The 24853-nt window shown below is 67.5% G+C and carries 21 protein-coding genes; 19 read left to right on the plus strand and 2 right to left on the minus strand.

The features are described 5' to 3' along the window. Nucleotides 1-528: 528 nt before the first annotated feature. From rpoB to tuf, 6 genes are all read left to right on the plus strand, one after another. Nucleotides 529-4014 (plus strand): DNA-directed RNA polymerase subunit beta, encoded by a 3486-nt coding sequence (gene rpoB, locus ACQPXS_RS27520; protein WP_351802209.1) that lies wholly within the window; start codon nt 529-531, stop codon nt 4012-4014. A 98-nt stretch (nt 4015-4112) separates the two neighbouring features. Then, nucleotides 4113-8012, plus strand: coding sequence for a DNA-directed RNA polymerase subunit beta' (locus tag ACQPXS_RS27525; protein ID WP_351802207.1), 3900 nt, complete (start codon nt 4113-4115; stop codon nt 8010-8012). A 938-nt stretch (nt 8013-8950) separates the two neighbouring features. Further along, the gene (gene rpsL / locus ACQPXS_RS27530) at nt 8951-9322 is read left to right on the plus strand and encodes a 30S ribosomal protein S12 (protein WP_003948652.1); all 372 of its coding nucleotides are present in this window, start codon (nt 8951-8953) and stop codon (nt 9320-9322) included. Between the two features lie 2 nt (nt 9323-9324). After that, on the plus strand, nt 9325-9795 hold the full coding sequence (gene rpsG / locus ACQPXS_RS27535) for a 30S ribosomal protein S7 (RefSeq protein WP_055706461.1): 471 nt from the start codon (nt 9325-9327) through the stop codon (nt 9793-9795). A gap of 39 nt (nt 9796-9834) precedes the next feature. Next, nucleotides 9835-11961 (plus strand): elongation factor G, encoded by a 2127-nt coding sequence (gene fusA, locus ACQPXS_RS27540; RefSeq protein ID WP_365332564.1) that lies wholly within the window; start codon nt 9835-9837, stop codon nt 11959-11961. Nucleotides 11962-12116: 155 nt separating this feature from the next. Further along, nucleotides 12117-13310: an elongation factor Tu gene (gene tuf / locus ACQPXS_RS27545; protein ID WP_351802203.1), complete on the plus strand. Its 1194-nt coding sequence runs from the start codon at nt 12117-12119 to the stop codon at nt 13308-13310. Between the two features lie 86 nt (nt 13311-13396). Here the strand turns inward: tuf and ACQPXS_RS27550 are convergent, their stop codons facing one another. Together ACQPXS_RS27550 and ACQPXS_RS27555 are read right to left on the minus strand one after the other, a co-directional pair. Further along, on the minus strand, nt 13397-14404 hold the full coding sequence (locus tag ACQPXS_RS27550) for a hypothetical protein (protein WP_433451921.1): 1008 nt from the start codon (nt 14402-14404) through the stop codon (nt 13397-13399). Nucleotides 14405-14472: 68 nt separating this feature from the next. After that, nucleotides 14473-15894, minus strand: coding sequence for a cellulose binding domain-containing protein (locus ACQPXS_RS27555; RefSeq protein ID WP_433451922.1), 1422 nt, complete (start codon nt 15892-15894; stop codon nt 14473-14475). 505 nt (nt 15895-16399) lie between these two features. Here ACQPXS_RS27555 and ACQPXS_RS27560 point away from each other — a divergent pair. The 13 genes from ACQPXS_RS27560 to rpsC all read left to right on the plus strand — a co-directional run bounded on the left by ACQPXS_RS27560 (nt 16400) and on the right by rpsC (nt 24851). Continuing rightward, entirely contained in the window at nt 16400-17482 is a 1083-nt protein-coding gene (locus ACQPXS_RS27560) for a glycosyltransferase family 2 protein (protein WP_433451923.1), read from the plus strand. Between the two features lie 34 nt (nt 17483-17516). Then, a complete protein-coding gene (locus ACQPXS_RS27565; RefSeq protein WP_433451924.1) occupies nt 17517-17732 on the plus strand; it encodes a hypothetical protein in 216 nt (71 codons plus the stop codon). 47 nt (nt 17733-17779) lie between these two features. Beyond that, nucleotides 17780-18451: a serine/arginine repetitive matrix protein 2 gene (locus ACQPXS_RS27570; RefSeq protein ID WP_433451925.1), complete on the plus strand. Its 672-nt coding sequence runs from the start codon at nt 17780-17782 to the stop codon at nt 18449-18451. A 31-nt stretch (nt 18452-18482) separates the two neighbouring features. Continuing rightward, the gene (locus ACQPXS_RS27575; RefSeq protein WP_433451926.1) at nt 18483-18752 is read left to right on the plus strand and encodes a hypothetical protein; all 270 of its coding nucleotides are present in this window, start codon (nt 18483-18485) and stop codon (nt 18750-18752) included. Nucleotides 18753-18812: 60 nt separating this feature from the next. Beyond that, complete coding sequence (locus tag ACQPXS_RS27580; RefSeq protein ID WP_433451928.1) at nt 18813-19796, plus strand: hypothetical protein; 984 nt, start codon at nt 18813-18815, stop codon at nt 19794-19796. A gap of 626 nt (nt 19797-20422) precedes the next feature. Beyond that, complete coding sequence (gene rpsJ, locus ACQPXS_RS27585; protein WP_003948644.1) at nt 20423-20731, plus strand: 30S ribosomal protein S10; 309 nt, start codon at nt 20423-20425, stop codon at nt 20729-20731. Nucleotides 20732-20747: 16 nt separating this feature from the next. Then, nucleotides 20748-21392, plus strand: coding sequence for a 50S ribosomal protein L3 (rplC, locus tag ACQPXS_RS27590; protein ID WP_014674369.1), 645 nt, complete (start codon nt 20748-20750; stop codon nt 21390-21392). An 8-nt stretch (nt 21393-21400) separates the two neighbouring features. Then, nucleotides 21401-22054 carry a 50S ribosomal protein L4 gene (rplD, locus tag ACQPXS_RS27595; protein ID WP_103812795.1) on the plus strand — a complete coding sequence of 218 codons (654 nt, stop codon included), beginning with the start codon at nt 21401-21403 and terminating at the stop codon, nt 22052-22054. After that, nucleotides 22054-22473 (plus strand): 50S ribosomal protein L23, encoded by a 420-nt coding sequence (rplW, locus tag ACQPXS_RS27600; protein ID WP_228621220.1) that lies wholly within the window; start codon nt 22054-22056, stop codon nt 22471-22473. The genes rplD and rplW overlap by 1 nt, the downstream gene beginning before the upstream one ends. A 38-nt stretch (nt 22474-22511) precedes the next feature. Beyond that, on the plus strand, nt 22512-23348 hold the full coding sequence (gene rplB / locus ACQPXS_RS27605) for a 50S ribosomal protein L2 (RefSeq protein WP_330338325.1): 837 nt from the start codon (nt 22512-22514) through the stop codon (nt 23346-23348). A 12-nt stretch (nt 23349-23360) separates the two neighbouring features. After that, the gene (gene rpsS, locus ACQPXS_RS27610; protein WP_023547380.1) at nt 23361-23642 is read left to right on the plus strand and encodes a 30S ribosomal protein S19; all 282 of its coding nucleotides are present in this window, start codon (nt 23361-23363) and stop codon (nt 23640-23642) included. Nucleotides 23643-23685: 43 nt separating this feature from the next. Then, nucleotides 23686-24033: a 50S ribosomal protein L22 gene (rplV, locus tag ACQPXS_RS27615; protein WP_019329637.1), complete on the plus strand. Its 348-nt coding sequence runs from the start codon at nt 23686-23688 to the stop codon at nt 24031-24033. Continuing rightward, the gene (gene rpsC, locus ACQPXS_RS27620; protein WP_055706471.1) at nt 24033-24851 is read left to right on the plus strand and encodes a 30S ribosomal protein S3; all 819 of its coding nucleotides are present in this window, start codon (nt 24033-24035) and stop codon (nt 24849-24851) included. The genes rplV and rpsC overlap by 1 nt, the downstream gene beginning before the upstream one ends. Nucleotides 24852-24853 lie beyond the last annotated feature (2 nt).

The following is a 24853-nucleotide window of genomic DNA, read 5'->3' on the forward strand; positions in this document are numbered from 1 at the left end:
AGCCCCGTGGGGCTGTAACGCGAGCGCACCGAAGGGCGATCATCCATCCGGGTGGTCGCCCTTCGGCGTTCCCCGGGGCCCGGCCTGGGCTACCTTGCACCTGAGTTCGTGAGGGGTAAGGTGATCTTCGCCGTGTCTCCGGATCCCCGGTTCCCGCAAGGGAGCCCTTGACGAACCGCACGCAGCGCGCAATTCTCAGGACGCGTCGTCACAAGGATCCGAATCCGAGGCATGGATCGACGGCGAAGAGGGCAGTATCAACGTGCGTTGAGGGCAGCATGCCGAGGGCGTTGACAAGAGTGGTGAGCACAGCGAGGGTCTCGACAAACCCGCACTGGACATCAGTGTGCCAAGTGGCTACACTGACCCTTTGCGCTGCCTGTTAGCTGTCCCCTGCCCGTCACCAGGGGTCTGCCCTCACTCGAGTACTGACGACAAAAGCTCCCTTGACCTGGGGTTTCTGTCTCTGTGTACGGGTGAGGGGCCGGTACGCGCGTAGTGAGTCCGAGCCCTCGGAAGGACCCCCTCTTGGCCGCCTCGCGCAATGCCTCGACCGCGAATATGAACAACGGCGCCAGCACCGCCCCGCTGCGCATCTCCTTTGCAAAGATCAAGGAGCCTCTCGAGGTTCCGAACCTGCTCGCGCTGCAGACCGAGAGCTTCGACTGGCTGCTCGGCAACACCGCTTGGCAGAGTCGGGTCGAGGAGGCTCTGGAGAACGGTCAGGACGTCCCCACCAAGTCCGGTCTGGAGGAGATCTTCGAGGAGATCTCCCCGATCGAGGACTTCTCCGGGTCGATGTCCCTGACGTTCCGGGACCACCGCTTCGAGCCGCCGAAGAACTCCATCGACGAGTGCAAGGAGCGCGACTTCACGTACGCGGCCCCGCTCTTCGTCACCGCGGAGTTCACCAACAACGAGACCGGTGAGATCAAGTCCCAGACCGTCTTCATGGGCGACTTCCCGCTCATGACGAACAAGGGCACCTTCGTCATCAACGGCACCGAGCGTGTCGTGGTGTCGCAGCTGGTCCGTTCCCCCGGTGTCTACTTCGACTCCACCATCGACAAGACGTCCGACAAGGACATCTTCTCCGCCAAGATCATCCCGTCCCGCGGTGCCTGGCTGGAGATGGAGATCGACAAGCGCGACATGGTCGGTGTGCGTATCGACCGCAAGCGCAAGCAGTCGGTCACCGTACTGCTGAAGGCGCTCGGCTGGACGACCGAGCAGATCCTCGAGGAGTTCGGCGACTACGAGTCCATGCGCGCCACCCTGGAGAAGGACCACACCCAGGGCCAGGACGACGCGCTGCTCGACATCTACCGCAAGCTGCGCCCGGGCGAGCCCCCCACGCGTGAGGCCGCGCAGACGCTGCTGGAGAACCTGTACTTCAACCCCAAGCGCTACGACCTCGCCAAGGTCGGCCGCTACAAGGTCAACAAGAAGCTCGGCGCGGACGAGCCGCTGGACGCCGGCGTGCTCACCACCGACGACATCATCGCCACCATCAAGTACCTGGTGAAGCTGCACGCCGGCGAGACCGAGACGGTCGGCGAGTCGGGTCGCACCATCATGGTCGAGACCGACGACATCGACCACTTCGGCAACCGCCGCATCCGCAGCGTCGGCGAGCTGATCCAGAACCAGGTCCGTACGGGTCTCGCCCGTATGGAGCGTGTCGTGCGCGAGCGCATGACCACCCAGGACGTCGAGGCGATCACGCCGCAGACCCTGATCAACATCCGCCCGGTCGTGGCGTCGATCAAGGAGTTCTTCGGCACCTCGCAGCTGTCCCAGTTCATGGACCAGAACAACCCGCTGTCGGGGCTGACGCACAAGCGTCGTCTGAACGCCCTCGGCCCGGGTGGTCTCTCCCGTGAGCGGGCCGGCTTCGAGGTCCGTGACGTGCACCCCTCGCACTACGGCCGCATGTGCCCGATCGAGACGCCGGAAGGCCCGAACATCGGTCTGATCGGCTCGCTCGCCTCCTACGGCCGGGTCAACGCGTTCGGTTTCATCGAGACCCCGTACCGCAAGGTCGTCGAGGGCCAGGTCACCGACGAGGTCGACTACCTGACCGCCGACGAGGAGGACCGCTTCGTCATCGCGCAGGCCAACGCGCCGCTGAACGACGAGATGCGGTTCGCCGAGGCCCGTGTGCTGGTCCGCCGCCGTGGCGGCGAGGTCGACTACGTCGGCCCCGAGGACGTGGACTACATGGACGTCTCGCCGCGCCAGATGGTGTCGGTCGCGACCGCCATGATCCCCTTCCTCGAGCACGACGACGCCAACCGTGCCCTCATGGGCGCGAACATGATGCGTCAGGCCGTGCCGCTGATTAAGTCCGAGGCCCCGCTCGTCGGCACCGGCATGGAGTACCGCTCCGCGGTCGACGCCGGCGACGTGGTCAAGGCCGAGAAGGACGGTGTGGTCCAGGAGGTCTCCGCGGACTACATCACCACCGCCAACGACGACGGCACGTACATCACGTACCGCCTGGCCAAGTTCTCCCGGTCCAACCAGGGCACCTCGGTCAACCAGAAGGTCATCGTCAACGAGGGCGACCGCGTCGTCACCGGCCAGGTGCTGGCCGACGGCCCGGCCACCCAGAACGGCGAGATGGCCCTCGGCAAGAACCTGCTCGTGGCGTTCATGCCGTGGGAGGGTCACAACTACGAGGACGCGATCATCCTGTCGCAGCGCCTCGTGCAGGACGACGTCCTCTCCTCGATCCACATCGAGGAGCACGAGGTCGACGCCCGTGACACCAAGCTCGGTCCCGAGGAGATCACCCGGGACATCCCGAACGTCTCCGAGGAGGTCCTCGCCGACCTCGACGAGCGCGGCATCATCCGCATCGGTGCCGAGGTCATCGCCGGTGACATCCTCGTCGGCAAGGTCACCCCGAAGGGTGAGACCGAGCTGACCCCCGAGGAGCGCCTGCTGCGCGCGATCTTCGGTGAGAAGGCCCGTGAGGTCCGTGACACCTCGCTGAAGGTGCCGCACGGCGAGACCGGCAAGGTCATCGGTGTGCGCGTCTTCGACCGCGAGGAGGGCGACGAGCTGCCGCCGGGCGTGAACCAGCTGGTCCGCGTCTACGTCGCGCAGAAGCGCAAGATCACCGACGGTGACAAGCTCGCCGGCCGGCACGGCAACAAGGGTGTCATCTCGAAGATCCTGCCGATCGAGGACATGCCGTTCCTGGAGGACGGCACCCCGGTCGACATCATCCTCAACCCGCTGGGTGTGCCGTCCCGAATGAACCCGGGACAGGTCCTGGAGATCCACCTCGGCTGGCTCGCCAGCCGCGGCTGGGACGTCTCCGGCCTCGCGGACGAGTGGGCCCAGCGTCTGCAGGCCATCGGCGCCGACCAGGTCGCCCCGCGCACCAACGTCGCGACCCCGGTCTTCGACGGTGCCCGCGAGGACGAGCTGGCGGGTCTGCTGCAGCACACCATCCCGAACCGCGACGGCGAGCGCATGGTGCTCCCGTCCGGCAAGGCGCGGCTGTTCGACGGCCGCTCCGGTGAGCCGTTCCCGGACCCGATCTCGGTCGGCTACATGTACATCCTGAAGCTGCACCACCTGGTCGACGACAAGCTGCACGCGCGCTCGACCGGTCCGTACTCGATGATCACCCAGCAGCCGCTGGGTGGTAAGGCGCAGTTCGGTGGCCAGCGGTTCGGCGAGATGGAGGTGTGGGCACTCGAGGCGTACGGCGCCGCCTACGCCCTCCAGGAGCTGCTGACCATCAAGTCCGACGACGTCACCGGCCGCGTGAAGGTCTACGAGGCCATCGTCAAGGGCGAGAACATCCCCGAGCCCGGCATCCCCGAGTCCTTCAAGGTCCTCATCAAGGAGATGCAGTCGCTCTGCCTGAACGTGGAGGTGCTGTCCAGCGACGGTATGTCCATCGAGATGCGTGACACCGACGAGGATGTCTTCCGCGCTGCGGAGGAGCTCGGCATCGACCTGTCCCGGCGCGAGCCGAGCAGCGTCGAAGAGGTCTGACGGGAGTCCGGCGGGGCCCTGACCCACAAGGGCCCCGCCGACCCCCAGGCCCCCGTTTCAGACCAAAGACTTACGACCCTGAGAGGGATTGACGCATAGTGCTCGACGTCAACTTCTTCGACGAGCTCCGGATCGGCCTGGCCACCGCTGACGACATCCGTCAGTGGAGCCACGGCGAGGTCAAGAAGCCCGAGACCATCAACTACCGCACCCTCAAGCCGGAAAAGGACGGACTCTTCTGCGAGAAGATCTTCGGTCCGACCCGGGACTGGGAGTGCTACTGCGGCAAGTACAAGCGCGTCCGCTTCAAGGGCATCATCTGCGAGCGCTGTGGCGTCGAGGTCACGCGCGCCAAGGTGCGCCGTGAGCGGATGGGCCACATCGAGCTGGCCGCGCCCGTCACGCACATCTGGTACTTCAAGGGTGTCCCCTCGCGCCTCGGCTACCTGCTGGACCTGGCGCCCAAGGACCTCGAGAAGGTCATCTACTTCGCCGCGTACATGATCACGTACGTCGACGAGGAGCGCCGTACCCGCGACCTGCCCTCTCTGGAGGCGCACGTCTCGGTCGAGCGCCAGCAGATCGAGAACCGCCGCGACGCCGACCTGGAGGCCCGCGCCAAGAAGCTCGAGGCCGACCTGGCCGAGCTGGAGGCCGAGGGCGCCAAGGCCGACGTGCGCCGCAAGGTGCGCGAGGGTGCCGAGCGCGAGATGAAGCAGCTGCGCGACCGCGCGCAGCGCGAGATCGACCGCCTCGACGAGGTGTGGAACCGGTTCAAGAACCTCAAGGTCCAGGACCTGGAGGGCGACGAGCTGCTCTACCGCGAGCTGCGGGACCGCTTCGGCACGTACTTCGACGGCTCGATGGGTGCCGCGGCGCTGCAGAAGCGCCTGGAGTCCTTCGACCTCGAGGAGGAGGCCGAGCGTCTCCGCGAGATCATCCGCACCGGCAAGGGCCAGAAGAAGACCCGTGCCCTCAAGCGCCTGAAGGTCGTCTCCGCGTTCCTGCAGACGTCCAACAGCCCCAAGGGCATGGTCCTGGACTGCGTCCCGGTCATCCCGCCGGACCTGCGTCCGATGGTGCAGCTGGACGGTGGCCGCTTCGCGACCTCCGACCTGAACGACCTGTACCGCCGTGTCATCAACCGCAACAACCGTCTGAAGAGGCTCCTGGACCTCGGTGCCCCGGAGATCATCGTCAACAACGAGAAGCGCATGCTTCAGGAGGCCGTTGACGCCCTCTTCGACAACGGTCGTCGCGGCCGTCCGGTGACCGGCCCCGGTAACCGCCCGCTGAAGTCCCTCAGCGACATGCTGAAGGGTAAGCAGGGCCGCTTCCGCCAGAACCTGCTCGGTAAGCGAGTCGACTACTCGGCGCGTTCCGTCATCGTCGTCGGCCCGCAGCTGAAGCTGCACCAGTGCGGTCTGCCCAAGGCCATGGCGCTGGAGCTGTTCAAGCCGTTCGTGATGAAGCGCCTGGTCGACCTGAACCACGCGCAGAACATCAAGAGCGCCAAGCGCATGGTGGAGCGCGGCCGTACGGTCGTGTACGACGTCCTCGAAGAGGTCATCGCCGAGCACCCGGTTCTGCTGAACCGTGCTCCCACCCTGCACCGCCTCGGCATCCAGGCCTTCGAGCCGCAGCTGGTCGAGGGCAAGGCCATCCAGATCCACCCGCTCGTCTGCACCGCGTTCAACGCGGACTTCGACGGTGACCAGATGGCCGTGCACCTGCCGCTGTCCGCGGAGGCGCAGGCCGAGGCCCGCATCCTGATGCTGTCCTCGAACAACATCCTCAAGCCGGCCGACGGCCGTCCGGTGACGATGCCGACCCAGGACATGGTCCTCGGTCTGTTCTTCCTCACCACCGACGGCGAGATGCGTGACGTCAAGGGCGAGGGCCGCTCGTTCGCGTCCGTGGCCGAGGCGATCATGGCGTTCGACGCCGGCGAGCTGTCGCTGCAGTCGCGCGTGGACATCCGCTTCCCGGTGGGCACCATCCCGCCGCGCGGCTGGACCCCGCCGGCGCGCGAGGAGGGCGAGCCGGAGTGGCAGCAGGGTGACAGCTTCCGGCTGAACACCACGCTGGGCCGTGCGCTCTTCAACGAGCTGCTGCCCGAGGACTACCCGTTCGTCGACTACGAGGTCGGCAAGAAGCAGCTCTCCGAGATCGTCAACGACCTCGCCGAGCGCTACCCGAAGGTCATCGTGGCGGCGACGCTCGACAACCTGAAGGCGGCCGGCTTCTACTGGGCCACCCGTTCCGGCGTCACCGTCGCCATCTCCGACGTCGTCGTTCCCGAGGCGAAGAAGGAGATCGTCAAGGGCTACGAGGCGCAGGACGAGAAGGTCCAGAAGCAGTACGAGCGCGGTCTGATCACCAAGGACGAGCGCACGCAGGAACTCATCGCGATCTGGACCAAGGCGACCAACGAGGTCGCCGAGGCGATGAACGAGAACTTCCCGAAGACCAACCCGATCTTCATGATGGTGAACTCGGGTGCACGAGGCAACATGATGCAGATGCGTCAGATTGCCGGTATGCGTGGTCTGGTGTCGAACGCGAAGAACGAGACGATCCCGCGTCCGATCAAGGCGTCGTTCCGTGAGGGCCTGTCCGTGCTGGAGTACTTCATCTCCACGCACGGTGCCCGTAAGGGTCTTGCGGACACCGCTCTGCGTACCGCCGACTCGGGTTACCTCACCCGTCGTCTGGTCGACGTCTCCCAGGACGTCATCATCCGCGAGGAGGACTGCGGCACCGAGCGTGGCCTCAAGCTCCACATCGCGGAGCGCGGTGCGGACGGTGTGCTGCGCAAGGCGAACGACGTCGAGACGTCCGTGTACGCGCGCTGCCTCGCCGAGGACATCGTCGTCGACGGCAAGGTGCTGGCCCCGGCCGGTACCGACCTCGGTGACGTGCTCATCGACGAGCTGGTCAGGCACGGCGTCGAGGAGGTCAAGACCCGCTCGGTCCTGACCTGCGAGTCCGCCGTCGGCACCTGCGCGATGTGCTACGGCCGTTCGCTCGCCACCGGCAAGCTGGTCGACATCGGTGAGGCGGTCGGCATCATCGCCGCCCAGTCCATCGGTGAGCCCGGTACCCAGCTGACGATGCGTACCTTCCACACCGGTGGTGTGGCCGGTGACGACATCACCCAGGGTCTGCCGCGTGTCGTCGAGCTCTTCGAGGCCCGTACCCCGAAGGGTGTCGCCCCGATCTCCGAGGCCTCCGGCCGCGTGCGGATCGAGGAGACCGAGAAGACCAAGAAGCTCATCGTCACCCCGGACGACGGCAGCGACGAGACGGCCTACCCGATCTCGAAGCGTGCCAAGGTCCTGGTCAGCGAGGGCGAGCACGTCGAGGTGGGCCAGCAGCTCACCGTGGGTGCCACCAACCCGCACGACGTGCTGCGCATCCTGGGTCAGCGTGCCGTCCAGGTCCACCTGGTCGGCGAGGTCCAGAAGGTCTACAACTCGCAGGGTGTGTCGATCCACGACAAGCACATCGAGATCATCATCCGGCAGATGCTGCGCCGCGTGACGATCATCGAGTCCGGCGACGCCGAGCTGCTGCCCGGCGAGCTGGTCGAGCGCTCCCGCTTCGAGCAGGAGAACCGTCGTGTGGTCCAGGAGGGCGGTCACCCGGCCTCCGGTCGTCCGCAGCTGATGGGTATCACCAAGGCCTCGCTGGCGACGGAATCCTGGCTGTCGGCCGCCTCCTTCCAGGAGACGACCCGAGTCCTGACGGACGCGGCGATCAACGCCAAGTCCGACAGCCTCATCGGCCTCAAGGAGAACGTCATCATCGGTAAGCTCATCCCGGCCGGTACGGGTCTGTCCCGCTACCGCAACATCCGGGTCGAGCCGACCGAGGAGGCCAAGGCCGCGATGTACTCGGCCGTCGGCTACGACGACATCGACTACTCGCCGTTCGGCACCGGCTCCGGCCAGGCCGTCCCGCTGGAGGACTACGACTACGGTCCGTACAACCAGTAAGCGAGCAGCTTGAACCGAAGGGCGGTCACCCCGTGGGGGTGGCCGCCCTTCGGCGTTCTCTCTGCAAAGACGTCCACGCCCTCCCCGCAGACCGACGCCCCTGACGCAAGGCGGCGTACCTCGCCGGCCGGCCCCTCAAGGGTTGTGTGCGGCTCCGCCTGGGCGTCGGCAGCGGGGAGGTGCCCCCGGTGGGTGCGGGAAGCCGTGCTCGGGTGGTGCCGCAGTCGTGTGTCCGGTGGGGCCCTGCGTCGGTGCGCTTCAGGCGTTCCGGGGCCGCGGGGACGCGCTCCCGCAGGTTCGGGACGTTCGGCCGGTGCGCTTTGCCGCGACCTCTCGTACGCCTGCACCGTGGGGTGCGGAAGCCCGGAAGGTTGTCAGGTCAGCCCGATCGTCGGGCGGGCGCCTGCTGGGCGCCCTTCCGCGCACGTGCCGAGCCCCTCGGCCGGTGTCGGGCCGCGAGTGCCGTCCACGGCCGACCTGAGCCCCCTGCGTCGTACGGCCTGGGGTCCGCCCGCCACAGGCACGCCGTCTCCCCGGCGGTGCCCGACCCCCGCGATCCCGCGAGCCGCTGCCCCCCGGATGGCGGTGCGGGCAGTGGTGGGATTCGATTGTGTTTGAGTCGCTTCGAGTGCCGGTACCCGTCAGGAAGCGGGGCGTTGGGCGGCGCAGGGGCTTGACAGCGCGGCCGACGTGATAGAGGCAGGGTCCATTTGTTTTGACCACAGCGAATGAGGTAGGTACGCTCAGACCTTGTGCCTGGGGTGTGCCCTGGCTCTCGTGCGTGCCTTCAGACCGCACGGCGAGCCATGAGCGGCCACCGTAATCTGTGCTCTTTTCGCCTTGCGGCGGGAATCCGCCGGATTCGACACACCCGACCGCGTGGGTCGGCGATGTTCCAGGTTAGCTGTACCCATCGGCACACAGAAACCGGAGAAGTAGTGCCTACGATCCAGCAGCTGGTCCGCAAGGGCCGGCAGGACAAGGTCGAGAAGAACAAGACGCCCGCACTCGAGGGTTCCCCTCAGCGTCGCGGTGTCTGCACGCGTGTGTTCACGACCACCCCGAAGAAGCCGAACTCGGCCCTCCGCAAGGTCGCGCGTGTGCGTCTGACCAGCGGCATCGAGGTCACCGCTTACATTCCGGGTGAGGGACACAACCTGCAGGAGCACTCCATCGTGCTCGTGCGCGGCGGCCGTGTGAAGGACCTGCCGGGTGTTCGCTACAAGATCATCCGCGGCTCTCTCGACACCCAGGGTGTCAAGAACCGCAAGCAGGCTCGCAGCCGTTACGGCGCCAAGAAGGAGAAGTAAGAATGCCTCGTAAGGGCCCCGCCCCGAAGCGCCCGGTCATCATCGACCCGGTCTACGGTTCTCCTCTGGTGACCTCCCTGATCAACAAGGTGCTGCTGAACGGCAAGCGCTCCACCGCCGAGCGCATCGTCTACGGCGCCATGGAGGGCCTGCGCGAGAAGACCGGCAACGACCCGGTCGTCACGCTCAAGCGCGCTCTCGAGAACATCAAGCCGACCCTCGAGGTCAAGTCCCGCCGTGTCGGTGGCGCCACCTACCAGGTCCCGGTCGAGGTCAAGCCCGGCCGTGCCAACACCCTGGCGCTGCGCTGGCTGGTCGGTTACTCCCGCGCCCGTCGCGAGAAGACCATGACCGAGCGTCTCCTCAACGAGCTTCTCGATGCCTCCAACGGCCTCGGTGCTGCCGTGAAGAAGCGCGAGGACACCCACAAGATGGCCGAGTCCAACAAGGCCTTCGCGCACTACCGCTGGTAGTCGCTACCCACATCGAGACCGAGAGAAGACTGAAGCCTTATGGCTACCACTTCACTTGACCTGGCCAAGGTCCGGAACATCGGGATCATGGCCCACATCGACGCGGGCAAGACGACCACCACCGAGCGGATCCTGTTCTACACCGGCGTTTCGTACAAGATCGGTGAGGTCCACGACGGCGCTGCCACCATGGACTGGATGGAGCAGGAGCAGGAGCGTGGCATCACGATCACCTCTGCTGCCACCACCTGCCACTGGCCGCTGGAGAACGTCGACCACACCATCAACATCATCGACACCCCGGGCCACGTCGACTTCACCGTCGAGGTGGAGCGCTCCCTGCGCGTGCTCGACGGTGCCGTGACGGTGTTCGACGGCGTCGCCGGCGTTGAGCCCCAGTCCGAGACCGTGTGGCGTCAGGCGGACCGCTACGGCGTCCCGCGTATCTGCTTCGTCAACAAGCTCGACCGCACCGGTGCCGAGTTCCACCGCTGTGTCGACATGATCAGCGACCGCCTGGGCGCTCAGCCGATCGTGATGCAGCTGCCGATCGGTGCCGAGGCCGACTTCAAGGGCGTCGTGGACCTGGTCCGCATGAAGGCGCTCGTGTGGTCCGCCGAGGCCACCAAGGGCGAGATGTACGACGTCGTCGACATCCCGGACACCCACACCGAGGCTGCCGAGGAGTACCGCGGCAAGCTGCTCGAGGCCGTGGCCGAGAACGACGAAGAGATCATGGAGCTGTACCTGGAGGGCACCGAGCCCACCGAGGAGCAGCTGTACGCCGCGATCCGTCGTATCACCATCGCGTCCGGCAAGGGCACCGGCACCACCGTGACCCCGGTGTTCTGCGGTACCGCGTTCAAGAACAAGGGTGTTCAGCCCCTGCTCGACGCGGTCGTGCGCTACCTGCCTTCCCCCGTTGACATCGAGGCCATCGAGGGCCACGCGGTCAACGACCCGGAGGAGGTCGTCAAGCGCAAGCCGTCCGACGACGAGCCGCTGTCCGCGCTGGCGTTCAAGATCATGAGCGACCCGCACCTCGGCAAGCTCACCTTCGTCCGGGTCTACTCGGGCCGCCTGGAGTCCGGCACCTCGGTGCTGAACTCCGTCAAGGGCAAGAAGGAGCGCATCGGCAAGATCTACCGCATGCACGCGAACAAGCGTGAGGAGATCGACTCGGTGGGCGCCGGCGACATCGTCGCCGTCATGGGCCTGAAGCAGACCACCACCGGTGAGACGCTGTCCGACGACAAGAACCCGGTCATCCTGGAGTCCATGGACTTCCCGGCGCCGGTCATCCAGGTCGCCATCGAGCCCAAGTCGAAGGGCGACCAGGAGAAGCTGGGCGTCGCGATCCAGCGCCTGGCCGAGGAGGACCCGTCCTTCCAGGTCCACTCGGACGAGGAGACCGGCCAGACCATCATCGGTGGTATGGGCGAGCTGCACCTCGAGGTGCTGGTCGACCGTATGCGCCGTGAGTTCAAGGTCGAGGCCAACGTCGGCAAGCCGCAGGTGGCGTACCGCGAGACGATCCGCAAGGCCGTCGAGCGCGTCGACTACACCCACAAGAAGCAGACCGGTGGTACCGGTCAGTTCGCGAAGGTGCAGATCGGCATCGAGCCGCTCGAGGGTGGCGACACCTCGTACGAGTTCGTGAACAAGGTGACCGGTGGTCGTATCCCGAAGGAGTACATCCCTTCGGTCGACGCCGGTGCGCAGGAGGCCATGCAGTTCGGCATCCTCGCCGGTTACGAGATGACCGGTGTCCGCGTGATCCTGCACGACGGTGCCTACCACGAGGTCGACTCCTCCGAGCTCGCCTTCAAGATCGCCGGTTCGCAGGCCTTCAAGGAGGCCGCGCGCAAGGCTTCGCCCGTGCTGCTCGAGCCGATGATGGCCGTCGAGGTCACCACGCCCGAGGACTACATGGGTGAGGTCATCGGCGACATCAACTCCCGCCGTGGCCAGATCCAGGCCATGGAGGAGCGGGCCGGTGCCCGCGTCGTGAAGGGCCTCGTGCCCCTTTCGGAGATGTTCGGTTACGTCGGCGACCTGCGCAGCAAGACGTCCGGCCGCGCCAGCTACTCCATGCAGTTCGACTCCTACGCCGAGGTTCCGCGGAACGTCGCCGAGGAGATCATCGCGAAGGCCAAGGGCGAGTAACGCACCGCGTTCACACGCTTTAGGCTTGACTCCGGAGCCTCAAGGGGCATTCAGCCGCAATCCCGGATGAATGCCCCGGGTTCCGGGCTTTCCAGCAAAGATCACCTGGCGCCGATGAAGTAAGGCGTACAGAACCACTCCACAGGAGGACCCCAGTGGCGAAGGCGAAGTTCGAGCGGACTAAGCCGCACGTCAACATCGGCACCATCGGTCACATCGACCACGGTAAGACGACCCTCACGGCCGCCATTACCAAGGTGCTGCACGACGCGTACCCGGACCTGAACGAGGCCACCCCGTTCGACAACATCGACAAGGCTCCTGAGGAGCGCCAGCGCGGTATCACCATCTCCATCGCGCACGTCGAGTACCAGACGGAAGAGCGTCACTACGCCCACGTCGACTGCCCGGGTCACGCGGACTACATCAAGAACATGATCACCGGTGCCGCCCAGATGGACGGCGCGATCCTGGTGGTCGCCGCCACCGACGGCCCGATGCCGCAGACCAAGGAGCACGTGCTCCTGGCCCGCCAGGTCGGCGTTCCGTACATCGTGGTCGCCCTGAACAAGGCCGACATGGTGGACGACGAGGAGATCCTGGAGCTCGTCGAGCTCGAGGTCCGTGAGCTCCTCTCCGAGTACGAGTTCCCGGGCGACGACGTTCCGGTCGTCAAGGTCTCCGCTCTGAAGGCCCTCGAGGGCGAGAAGGAGTGGGTGGACTCCGTCCTCAACCTGATGAAGGCCGTCGACGAGTCGATCCCGCAGCCGGAGCGCGACGTCGACAAGCCGTTCCTGATGCCGATCGAGGACGTCTTCACCATCACCGGTCGCGGTACGGTCGTCACCGGCCGTATCGAGCGTGGTGTCCTCAAGGTCAACGAGACCGTCGACATCATCGGCATCAAGCCGGAGAAGACCTCCACCACGGTCACCGGCATCGAGATGTTCCGCAAGCTGCTCGACGAGGGCCAGGCCGGTGAGAACGTCGGTCTGCTGCTCCGCGGCATCAAGCGCGAGGACGTCGAGCGCGGCCAGGTCATCATCAAGCCGGGCTCGGTCACCCCGCACACCGAGTTCGAGGCGCAGGCCTACATCCTCTCCAAGGACGAGGGTGGCCGCCACACGCCGTTCTTCAACAACTACCGTCCGCAGTTCTACTTCCGTACGACGGACGTGACCGGCGTCGTGACCCTCCCCGAGGGCACCGAGATGGTCATGCCGGGTGACAACACCGAGATGAAGGTGGAGCTCATCCAGCCCGTCGCCATGGAAGAGGGCCTGAAGTTCGCCATCCGTGAGGGTGGCCGCACCGTGGGCGCCGGCCAGGTCACCAAGATCACGAAGTAAGTTCCGCTTGCTTCGAGGTCACTGACCGACCCAAGAGGCCCGTACGACTTCGGTCGTACGGGCCTCTTCGGCTTTTCCGGGGACGGTCACTGCATGTTCTGCACCGGCGGATGGTCGTACGACGCCTCGCACACGTACACCTGGAGGGTGTAGCCCCGGCCGATGGTGATCTCCGTGTCGCACGCCGGCCCGAGGGAGTGATAGCCCGTGTACCCGGCGTCCTCCACCGGCCGCCAGCTGCCGCTGCCGCCGTCCCACTCGGTGCCGTCGACGGTGAGCAGGGGCCGCACCCCGGCGCCGCACTCGGCGCAGGCCATGGGGAAGGGGTCGGAGAAGCTCCAGGGGGCGTGCCCACCGAGCTTCCATCCCGGGGCGACGGCCAGGTCGTCCTGATAGCAGACCCCGGACTCCTCGCCCATCTCCTCCTCCCACTCCTCGATCCGGTCCGCCAGCTCCTTCGGCAGCTCGTGCGGGGCCGGGTACTCGACGACGGTCTCCGGGTGCAGCACGCACGGCTCGGGCAGATAGTCGTCGCTGCCGATCACCGCGGGCCGTGGGGGAGTGGCGAGCGGGCCGACGACATCGGCGGCCCGGCGCCAGCGCAGCTCGACCCTCGGTACGTACCCGTCCTCCGGATGGTCGAAGGCGCACCACAGCACCTGCAGCAGATCGGTGCCGTCGGGCCGGGGCAGCGAGGGCACATCGGCGGCGCGTATCTGCGCGACCGGCACCAGCGGCACCGGCCCGTCCAGGGCGATCCGGTACCCCTTGGTCCCGCGGTCGACCAGCGCGTGTTCCTCCTCGCTCAGCAGATCGGCGCCCTCGGCGCGCGGCCGGGCCCAGGCCTCGCGCAGGACCCGCCGGGCGACATGCACGTCCTCCGGCGCCACACCCTGCTGCCAGGGCCCGCCATGGTCAGCACAGGCCGGCCACGGCTCCCCGGCCGGCCACAGCAGGGGCCCGCCGACGGAGCTGTCCGCCGTGGTGGGCGCGCCGGCGCGGGGATGGAGGCGTACGGCGGAGCGGGCGAGCGGGGCCAGCTCGGGGAAGGCGGCGGTGACGTCGAGCGGCCGCGGCGGAGTCGTACGGGTCATGCCCGGAGGCTACTGGGCCGCTCCGACAACACGACCGGGCCGCGGCGGGAGCGGGAGGACCCCGGCGTTCACCGGCCGGGGAGCGTGTCGACGTAAGGGATGCCGGCGGCGGCGAAACCGGCCACGGCCTTCTGCGCGGCCTGCGCCGAGATGGTCCTGCCGGACTGGTAGTACAGCCAGTCGACCTGCATGTCCCAGGTGCGCGGCGCGCCCTTGAACGCAAGGTCGATGAACCAGGTGCTGAAGTTGACGGTCATGGGCTCGCGCGGGCCGTAGCGGCTGCCGCTCGTGAACAGCTCCCGGCCGTCCACCGAGTAGGTGGTCGTCCCGTCCACCGTGGTGATCACCATGGTGTGCCAGCCGTCGAGCTTCAGCGGGTGGGAACCCGTGACGCGGTCTCCCCGCACACTGCTGCGCCAGCTCGTGGTGTCGAGCCGGGGACCGAACCGGCCCCATCCGCCGTTGGGCGTGTACTCGTAGTCGAGTTCGCTGTACTTCTTTGACGCGTGGTCCGGGGAGATGGTGAAGAACGACTGGGCGACGTGGTCGCCGTCGCTGCCGCTCGTCGGCGTGTCGCTGAAGTGCACCCGGGCGACGAGCGTGCCGGTGCGGACGGCCGGTTCGGTGCGGTGGAACTCGGCCTGCCGGGTGCCCTGCGCGGTCCCGTCCGTGGTGGCCCGCAACTGGAGGGCCTGATTCCCCGCCCCGGCCTCGGCCGCGGGGAAGCTGACTCCCGCAGGCGACCAAGAGTCCTGCACCCCCGGTCCGCCCTGGCCGCCGCGAGCTTCCCAGCCGTGCGCGGCGAGCGCGGGATCGCCGGGCCCGGTGTAGCGGAAGTCGTCGAAGAGAACGTCTTCGGGCGGTGCGGGGGCGACGGAGGTCTGTCGGGCCGGCGCCCGGGAGCCGCCGCCTGGATCCTCGCCCCAGACGCGGTCGCCGCGGACGTAGGCGGTCACGCGCGTGGAGCGGGTGTACGTGGTGTCCGTGGCGTCGAACGAGCGGTCGTTCCCCTGGTGGAGCGGCTGGTGGTCGACGCGGTACAGCTGCAGCCCGATGCCCTGGGTGCTCTTGCCGGGGGCCAGGCTGCCGGCCGCCGCGGTGAAGCCGACCTGGAGGTAGTGGTCGGCGCCGGGTGCCGGGGTGGAGGCCGGCTGCGTCCTCAGGGTGAGCACGGAGCAACCGAGGGCGGTCTGGACGCAGTTCGAGGCGTAGGCGGAGCCGTCGGCGTCCGCGTAGTAGTACCTGAGCGTCACGTCGCTCAAGTCCACTGTCCTGCCCGATGTGTTGATGATTTCCAGCCACGGTCGGGCCACGTCGGTCGTCGCCCGGTCGCCGGTGCGGTAACGCACCGTCAGGACCGGGGCGTCGTGGCCGAAGGGTCGCCACAGCGAGTAGAGCGCGGTGCCGCCCACGGCGAGGAGGCTCACCGAGAGCAGGGATACGACGGTGTTCCGCATGCGGTGGGACGAGGTGCGACGGCGACGGCTCACGAAGGCTTCCCGGAGAGGCGTGAGCGACCGGTCGAGCCGACGCGATGCTCCCTGAATCTGTGGCTGAACATTGCCGGCAGCCTAGCCAAGGCCGCTAAGACGCTCCATAGGCGGGGTTTGTTCATTCTTGGCTGTGTGGCGTTCGTCACTTCACTAGGTGTCGCATCACCTGACCAATTGTCCCCAGTGTCCAACCTTGTTGCCGTTTTATCGGGCAAACAGGCCCGGTGAAGACCGGCTGAGATCCATGCACGGGTGCGTCGGGCAGGCGGTGACCACCTGATTGCCATGGGGCGAGCTGTCCCGCGTGCGCTATTTTCCAGAGGAGTTTTTCAGCCAGAGGCACAGCGGGGGGCGCTGTGTGCAGGCAAGGGGTGGGGATCAGTCAGTGGCCGGTACGACGGCGCGCCGTGAGCGCGTTGCATCGCGGGGTGCGCCGCGCAGCAGACACCGAAGAGGCCGCGTCTCGCGCGTCGAGTCGTACAGTGCCGAGTCGCACAGCGGGGTGGTCTACGAGACCGTCGTCCTCGTCCCGGCGCGGAACGAGGAGGCCGGGGTTCTCACCTCCCTGGAGTCCCTGGCCGCGCAGACCCGGCGGCCCGACCTCATCGTCGTGGTGGTCAACAACTCGACCGACCGCACCGAGGAGTACGCGCGCCGGTTCGCCGACGACGGGGACACGCCGCTGACCGTCGTCCTGACCTTCGACGACAATCCGCACAAGAAGGCGGGCGCCCTGAACTTCGGCCTCCGCTGGCTGCGGGAGGCCGTCGGAGGGCGCTTGGACAACCGGGTCCGGCACGTGCTCGTCATGGACGCCGACACCGAACTGCACCCGAGGTTCATCGAGCGGGCCCGCAACGTCATCGCCTCCGACCCGGAACTCGGCGGTGTCAGCGCCGCCTGCCTCGGCCGCACCGACCTGTGGCGCAACCCGTGGCAGCGGTATCTGCTCGGCATGCAGATCATCGAGTACGGCCGGGCCGCCAACGCGCGCTTCCGCAGGGACGTGCACACCATGTCGGGCGCCGGCTCCTTCTACCGGGCCGAGGCCCTGCAGGGCCTGATCGACTGGCGCGGCGAGGTCTTCTGGGAGGACCACCGGAACCTGGTCGAGGACTACGAGACCACGCTGGCCCTGAAGGAGTCCGGCTGGAAGGTCACCGCCAACCAGCTCTGCATCGCCTACACCGACCTCATGCCGACGCTGCGCGAGCTGATCCAGCAGCGCGAGCGGTGGAGCCGGGGCACCGTGGACACCCTGCGCCGGCGGGGCTGGACGAAGTTCACCTGGCACTCCATCAGCACCATCGTCATGGGCCTGGTCGGCTTCGCGTACATCCTCGGCTGGGGTTCGCGGCAACTCGTCCTGCTCGCCGAGTACGGCTTCTACCACCAGCCGCTCCTGTGGGCGCTCTTCGTCTTCTGGATCATCTATCCCGCCCTGCGGGTGCGGAACCTCGGCTGGAAGGCGATGCTCGTCGAGGCCGTGCTGATCCCCGAGCTGGTGTACACGATCGTGCGGGCCTACTGGCTCATCTCGTCCATCGTGAAGTCCTACGTGACCCGCGTATCCGCATGGAAGTAGCCCGGGGCGTCCGGGAATCAGATCAGGGAGACACATGAACACCCTCAGGGGCCTGGGGGCGTGCGCGGTGCTCGCGGGTGCCGCCTACGCCGTGACCAAGGTGGCGACCCTCGACCAGGTGGTGCTGGCCATCACCATCACGATCGTCGCCGTGTCGCTGGTCACCTACGGGGCGTCCGTCCGCCGTCGCCGCATGGACCGGCGGGCGGCCAACGGACGGATCCGGTCCAGGCGGGTCACCTCGGGCTGAGCCCGTACTCCCGCGGGCCGGACGCGGCTGCCGTACGATGCGCCACCGTGGCGATACAGAATCCATATCCGTGGGGACCCCCGTACGGCGGTCCGCCGCCTCCACCGCCGAACATCCCGGCGAGGGACCTGCGGCCTCGGCGCATCTGGTACGTGGTGGCCGGGTTGCTGGGGCTGGTGCTGGCGGGCGTCGGCGTCGCCTTCATCGTGGTGACGGTGAAGGGCACTGTGGACTCGATCGACACCGCCCACAGCTTCTCCAGCGGCGACTCGCGGACGTTCCACTTCGTCCGGGGGAAGACCAAGGCGATCTACGTCTCCCAGCCCGGGCCGGGCCATGTCGTCTGCCGGATCCCGGACATGGGATCCGGGTCGATGACCCAGCCGAGCAGCACCTTCCGCATCACCGTCGGGTCCCGTGTCTGGGACCGCGTCCTCGAGGTGCACCCCGGCAGCACCGGCGACTACACGCTCACCTGCACCTCGGCGGCGCTGCCGGCCGAGTTCGCGCTGGGGGACAAGCCCCGGGTGGGGGCCACGATCGGCAGCATCGCCGCGGGGATCGTCTGCTTCCTCGCCGCGCTCGCCGTGTCCGCGACCATCGCCGTCGTCACCGCGGTCCGACGCGGCCGCCACCGCCGCCGCCTCGCTGCTCCACCCCAGTGGGGACCACCACCCTCCGCCCCGGGCCCTTGGCCCCCGGCCGGTCCGGTCTCCTAGCGCGTCGCGGTGAGCGGAACCCCTGCGCCCCGTGGGAGACCTCAGCCAGAGAACCCTCGACGTGTCGGCGTACGAGTCGAACAAGGAGCACGTGGCAGAGGCGAACCTCGCCGCGACCGAGCAGAACGCCAAGACCTACGGCGCCGGCCAGCATGACGTCGAGAAGCTGGTCAGGTCGTGGGCGGACAGCCGCGGGCATGCCGTCGACAGCGACTGGACCAAGTACTACGTCCACGCGGGCCAGGACGACTACGCGCACGGGCGTGACCGCACCCTGAGCACGCTCCGCGCCGACCGCTGATCCGGCGCGCAACGGCCTTCGACGGAATGAGCACGGTGCAGACGAAATCCAGGTTCCGACGTGTACACGCTGGGTGGGCCGCAGGGGCGTGCCTGCTGGTTCTGGCGCTGGTGGGAGCCGTGCGCGCTGCACTCCTCGCATCTGAGCGCCGATGGCGAGGGCGACAGCGACTACCTGGCTGCCTGCCGTGTCCGTAACGCGGAATCCGGGCCGCAGAGCGGTTCCCTGGAGCTGAAGCTGCGCTGGAGCACGTCGAAGGCTCCTTCCTCCACCCTCACCTGGTACAACGAGGACTACGACGGAGTGAGGGAGCAGGCGTCCCCCCTCGGTCACGGCTGGTCCGGTGTCGTCAGGTACGAGGGCGGCACCTATCAGGTCATGGTCGCGCTGGACTGCGTCAACCAGAAGAACAAGGCCCTGGTCGCCTACGGTGACCTGCTCGGCACGTCGAACGGCACGACTCTGACCGGTCTCGGCCGGGTGACCACCGAGACCGCGGAGAAGGCCACCGAGAAGCACGGCTGCCAGGTGAAGGCCGGCAAGCAACTCACCGGCCTGTCCACCGCACGGCTCGGCGCGCCCGACACGGCGAAACCGCTGCAGCAGGCCCAGGGCTCGTGCGTGGCTCTGCGCCGCACGGCGGCGGCGCAGAGCGACACCCCCGAGATCATGGAGTACCCGGCGGACAAGGACGCCCCGCAGACCAACTGCTATCTGGTCACGAAGGCGAAGAAGCCCGGCTACGGCCTCTACGCCTATTACGGCGCCGCCGCCAAGGACTTCCTGACGAGCGAGGGCGATCAGCTCAAGGAGGGCTACGGCCCCTCCCACAGCGACCGCGACTACGCGTGGGCCACCGCGACGTGCCCGCGGTCGGCGCAGCAGGCGGTGTTCGTGCTGTACCACCTGCACGACAGGGACACCGACACCTACCCGGTGCCGCAATACTCCGCCTCGTTCGCCCGCTCCGCCCTGCAGGCCTTCACCGACCACGAGGCGAAGCAGCGCGGCTGCAGCGATGTACGCATCATGCCGCGTGCCTGAAGCACCCTCTTGGCAGCATGGCGGAGCTCGGCTCTTCCACCTCGGGCGGGCTGCCCCAGCCCGTCGAGCGGCATCGCCGGGGTACGTCTGCCGGCGGAACGTGCGGACGACCGCGGGACGACGCTCCCGTCCGCACCTGTGGCGTCGTCGCCGGTGAGAACCAGGCCTTCGCCGCCTACCCCGCCACGGAGTTCACCCGGCCCCCGGTTTGACCTACGTCACCCGAGGGGTATTCTCTCCGCCCCGATTGGCATCCGCCCCGCCCCATATGGCAGACTGTCCGAGTTGCTCGGTCGAGTGTTGATGCTGCGCGCCTCCCGCCGGGAGGACCGGAAGCGAGTCCCACAGTACTCGTCGTCCTAACTGCCCACGGGCAGCACTGGGGCGGACGTACGGGAATCTTCCGGGAAGTGTGGGCGCGGCACCGGCCAGGCGCCCGGTGGGCCCGAGGTCCCCGGTTCGCGGTTCCGGAAGGGCCGTGTGCATTCCCGCAGGGATGTTCGAACAAGGGACATCTGTGTCAGCGGGAGCGCGACACGCCCGACCGCGTGGGTCGGAGAAACGACGGCAGCAGAAGGAATCCACCGGGTTCCAGAGCGTAAGAGAGACAGGACTACTGAGTAGCCATGGCGGGACAGAAGATCCGCATCCGGCTCAAGGCCTACGACCACGAGGTCATCGACTCCTCGGCGAAGAAGATCGTCGAGACGGTGACCCGCACTGGTGCGTCGGTCGCGGGCCCGGTGCCGCTGCCCACTGAGAAGAACGTGTACTGCGTCATCAAGTCGCCGCACAAGTACAAGGACTCGCGCGAGCACTTCGAGATGCGCACGCACAAGCGCCTGATCGACATTCTCGACCCGACCCCCAAGACCGTTGACTCTCTGATGCGACTCGACCTGCCGGCCGGTGTCGACATCGAGATCAAGCTCTGAGGCTGGTGGGCTGAGAATGGCTAAGCAGATCAAGGGCATCCTGGGCGAGAAGCTCGGCATGACGCAGGTGTGGGACGAGAACAACCGTGTTGTTCCGGTCACCGTCGTCAAGGCCGGGCCGAATGTCGTGACCCAGGTTCGTACGAACGACGTCGACGGCTACGAGTCCGTCCAGATCGCCTTCGGCGAGATCGACCCGCGCAAGGTGAACAAGCCCCTCAAGGGTCACTTCGCCAAGGCCGACGTCACCCCCCGTCGCCACCTCGTCGAGATCCGCACCGCGGACGCCTCCGAGTACACGCTCGGCCAGGAGATCACCGCCGAGGTGTTCGAGGCCGGCGTGAAGGTCGACGTGACCGGCAAGAGCAAGGGCAAGGGCTTCGCCGGTGTCATGAAGCGCCACAACTTCCGTGGCCTCGGCGCCGGACACGGCACCCAGCGCAAGCACCGCTCTCCCGGTTCCATCGGTGGCTGCGCCACCCCGGGCCGCGTGTTCAAGGGCCTCCGCATGGCGGGTCGCATGGGCAACGAGCGGGTCACCACCCAGAACCTGACCGTCCACGCCGTTGACGCGGAGAAGGGTCTGCTGCTCATCAAGGGCGCGGTTCCCGGTCCGAACGGCGGCCTCGTCCTGGTCCGCACCGCGGCCAAGGGGGCCTGAGGTAACCGATGAGCACTGTTGACATCCTTTCGCCGGCGGGCGAGAAGGCCGGTTCCGTCGAGCTCCCCGCGGAGATCTTCGACGCCAAGGTCAGCGTTCCGCTGATCCACCAGGTCGTCGTCGCGCAGCTGGCCGCTGCCCGTCAGGGCACGCACAAGACCAAGACCCGCGGTGAAGTCCGTGGTGGCGGCAAGAAGCCGTACCGCCAGAAGGGCACCGGTCGCGCCCGCCAGGGTTCGACCCGCGCGCCGCAGTTCGCCGGTGGTGGCGTCGTGCACGGTCCCGTGCCGCGCGACTACTCGCAGCGCACCCCGAAGAAGATGAAGGCCGCCGCCCTGCGCGGTGCCCTCACCGACCGGGCGCGTCACAACCGCATCCACGTCGTCTCCGGCGTGGTCGAGGGCGAGACCCCCAGCACCAAGGCCGCCAAGTCGCTGTTCGGCAAGATCTCGGAGCGCAAGAACCTGCTCCTGGTCGTCGACCGCGCCGACGAGGCCGCGTGGCTGTCCGCCCGCAACCTGCCCCAGGTCCACATCCTGGAGCCGGGCCAGCTGAACACGTACGACGTTCTCGTCTCGGACGACGTGGTCTTCACCCAGGCCGCTTTCGAGTCCTTCGTCGCCGGCCCGAAGGCCAACGACACCGAAGGGAGCGAGGTCTGATGGCCATCCGTCACCCGAGCATCGCCTCGAAGGCCGCCAAGGCCGCCAAGGCCGCGCGCGTCGCCAAGGCGCGTCGTCACGCCGCCGAGGGCAAGAACACCGTCGAGACCCCGCTGAGCAAGTCGTACACGGACCCCCGTGACGTCCTGCTGAAGCCGGTCGTCTCCGAGAAGAGCTACGCGCTCCTCGACGAGAACAAGTACACGTTCATCGTCGACCCGAACGCCAACAAGACCCAGATCAAGCAGGCCGTTCAGGCGGTCTTCGACGTCAAGGTCACCGGGGTCAACACGATCAACCGCCAGGGCAAGCGCAAGCGGACCCGCACCGGTTTCGGCCAGCGTGCCGCGACCAAGCGCGCGATCGTGACCCTCGCCGAGGGCGACCGTATCGACATCTTCGGCGGTCCGACCGCGTAAGCGGGTCGGATCGTCCGATATCGGACGAGGACTGAGAAATGGGAATCCGCAAGTACAAGCCGACTACGCCGGGCCGTCGTGGCGCCAGCGTCGCCGACTTCGTCGAGGTCACGCGGTCCACGCCGGAGAAGTCGCTGGTCCGTCCCCTGCACAGCAAGGGCGGCCGTAACAACGCCGGTCGTGTGACCGTTCGCCACCAGGGTGGCGGACACAAGCGCGCCTACCGTGTGATCGACTTCCGTCGTCACGACAAGGACGGCGTGCCGGCGAAGGTCGCGCACATCGAGTACGACCCCAACCGCACCGCGCGCATCGCGCTCCTGCACTACGCGGACGGCGAGAAGCGCTACATCCTCGCGCCGCGTGGCCTGAACCAGGGCGACCGCGTCGAGAACGGTCCCGGGGCCGACATCAAGCCGGGCAACAACCTCGCCCTGCGCAACATCCCGGTCGGTACGACCCTGCACGCCATCGAACTGCGTCCGGGCGGCGGCGCCAAGTTCGCCCGCTCGGCCGGTGCCTCCGTGCAGCTGCTCGCGAAGGAGGGCTCCATGGCCCACCTGCGCATGCCGTCCGGTGAGATCCGCCTGGTCGACGTCCGCTGCCGCGCCACTGTGGGCGAGGTCGGCAACGCCGAGCAGAGCAACATCAACTGGGGCAAGGCCGGCCGTAAGCGGTGGCTGGGCGTCCGCCCGACCGTCCGTGGTGTCGTGATGAACCCGGTTGACCACCCGCACGGTGGTGGTGAGGGCCGGACCTCCGGTGGTCGCCACCCTGTGTCCCCGTGGGGCAAGAAGGAAGGCCGTACTCGTTCGCCCAAGAAGGCGTCGAACAAGTACATCGTCCGCCGCCGCAAGACGAACAAGAAGCGCTAAGGACGGGTTGAGATGCCTCGTAGCCTGAAGAAGGGGCCCTTCGTCGACGACCACCTGATCAAGAAGGTGGACGCCCAGAACGAAGCCGGCACCAAGAACGTCATCAAGACCTGGTCCCGCCGCTCGATGATCGTCCCGGCCATGCTGGGCCACACGCTCGCGGTGCACAACGGCAAGACCCACATCCCGGTGTTCGTCACCGAGTCGATGGTCGGCCACAAGCTCGGCGAGTTCTCGCCGACCCGCACCTTCCGGGGCCACGTCAAGGAAGACCGGAAGTCGAAGCGCCGCTAGTAGCGGATCGCATTCAGACACGTAAGTAACTGAAGGGACAACCATGGAAGCCAGGGCCCAGGCGCGGTACATCCGCGTCACGCCCATGAAGGCCCGCCGCGTGGTGGACCTCATCCGTGGCATGGACGCCACGGAGGCCCAGGCTGTTCTGCGATTCGCTCCGCAGGCAGCCTCCGTGCCGGTCGGCAAGGTGCTCGACAGCGCCATCGCCAACGCCGCGCACAACTACGACCACACCGACGCCGACAGCCTCTACATCTCCGAGGCGTACGTCGACGAGGGTCCGACCCTGAAGCGGTTCCGTCCGCGTGCTCAGGGCCGTGCCTACCGGATCCGCAAGCGGACCAGCCACATCACCGTGGTCGTCAGCAGCAAGGAAGGAACCCGGTAATGGGCCAGAAGGTTAACCCGCATGGGTTCCGGCTCGGTGTCACCACGGACTTCAAGTCCCGGTGGTACGCCGACAAGCTGTACAAGGACTACGTCAAGGAAGACGTCGCCATCCGTCGGATGATGACGTCCGGCATGGAGCGCGCCGGCATCTCGAAGGTGGAGATCGAGCGCACCCGTGACCGCGTGCGTGTGGACATCCACACCGCTCGTCCGGGCATCGTCATCGGCCGCCGTGGCGCCGAGGCCGACCGCATCCGCGGCGACCTCGAGAAGCTCACGGGCAAGCAGGTCCAGCTGAACATCCTCGAGGTCAAGAACCCCGAGACCGACGCTCAGCTCGTGGCCCAGGCCGTCGCCGAGCAGCTCTCCTCCCGCGTCTCCTTCCGCCGTGCCATGCGCAAGAGCATGCAGTCGGCGATGAAGGCCGGCGCCAAGGGCATCAAGATCCAGTGCGGTGGCCGCCTCGGCGGCGCCGAGATGTCCCGCTCGGAGTTCTACCGCGAGGGCCGCGTGCCCCTGCACACGCTCCGCGCGAACGTGGACTACGGCTTCTTCGAGGCCAAGACGACCTTCGGCCGCATCGGTGTGAAGGTCTGGATCTACAAGGGCGACGTCAAGAACATCGCCGAGGTCCGCGCCGAGAACGCTGCCGCCCGTGCGGGTAACCGCCCGGCCCGCGGTGGCGCCGACCGCCCGGCCCGTGGTGGCCGCGGTGGCGAGCGGCGCGGTCGCAAGCCGCAGCAGGCTGCCGGCGCCGAGGCCCCCAAGGCCGAGGCCCCCGCCGCTCCGGCTGAGAGCACCGGAACGGAGGCCTGACC

The organism is Streptomyces sp. CA-142005, assembly GCF_050942335.1.
Taxonomy (GTDB): Bacteria; Actinomycetota; Actinomycetes; order Streptomycetales; family Streptomycetaceae; genus Streptomyces.

Bases quoted from the DNA above. Each gene is read 5' to 3' on its own strand.
- rplV (WP_019329637.1), top strand. From the start codon at position 23,686: ATGGAAGCCAGGGCCCAGGCGCGGTACATCCGCGTCACGCCCATGAAG.
- ACQPXS_RS27550 (WP_433451921.1), bottom strand. From the start codon at position 14,404: ATGACCCGTACGACTCCGCCGCGGCCGCTCGACGTCACCGCCGCCTTC.
- rpsG (WP_055706461.1), top strand. From the start codon at position 9,325: ATGCCTCGTAAGGGCCCCGCCCCGAAGCGCCCGGTCATCATCGACCCG.
- rpsS (WP_023547380.1), top strand. From the start codon at position 23,361: ATGCCTCGTAGCCTGAAGAAGGGGCCCTTCGTCGACGACCACCTGATC.
- rpsC (WP_055706471.1), top strand. From the start codon at position 24,033: ATGGGCCAGAAGGTTAACCCGCATGGGTTCCGGCTCGGTGTCACCACG.
- rplB (WP_330338325.1), top strand. From the start codon at position 22,512: ATGGGAATCCGCAAGTACAAGCCGACTACGCCGGGCCGTCGTGGCGCC.
- rplD (WP_103812795.1), top strand. From the start codon at position 21,401: ATGAGCACTGTTGACATCCTTTCGCCGGCGGGCGAGAAGGCCGGTTCC.
- rplC (WP_014674369.1), top strand. From the start codon at position 20,748: ATGGCTAAGCAGATCAAGGGCATCCTGGGCGAGAAGCTCGGCATGACG.
- rpsJ (WP_003948644.1), top strand. From the start codon at position 20,423: ATGGCGGGACAGAAGATCCGCATCCGGCTCAAGGCCTACGACCACGAG.
- rplW (WP_228621220.1), top strand. From the start codon at position 22,054: ATGGCCATCCGTCACCCGAGCATCGCCTCGAAGGCCGCCAAGGCCGCC.
- fusA (WP_365332564.1), top strand. From the start codon at position 9,835: ATGGCTACCACTTCACTTGACCTGGCCAAGGTCCGGAACATCGGGATC.
- ACQPXS_RS27565 (WP_433451924.1), top strand. From the start codon at position 17,517: ATGAACACCCTCAGGGGCCTGGGGGCGTGCGCGGTGCTCGCGGGTGCC.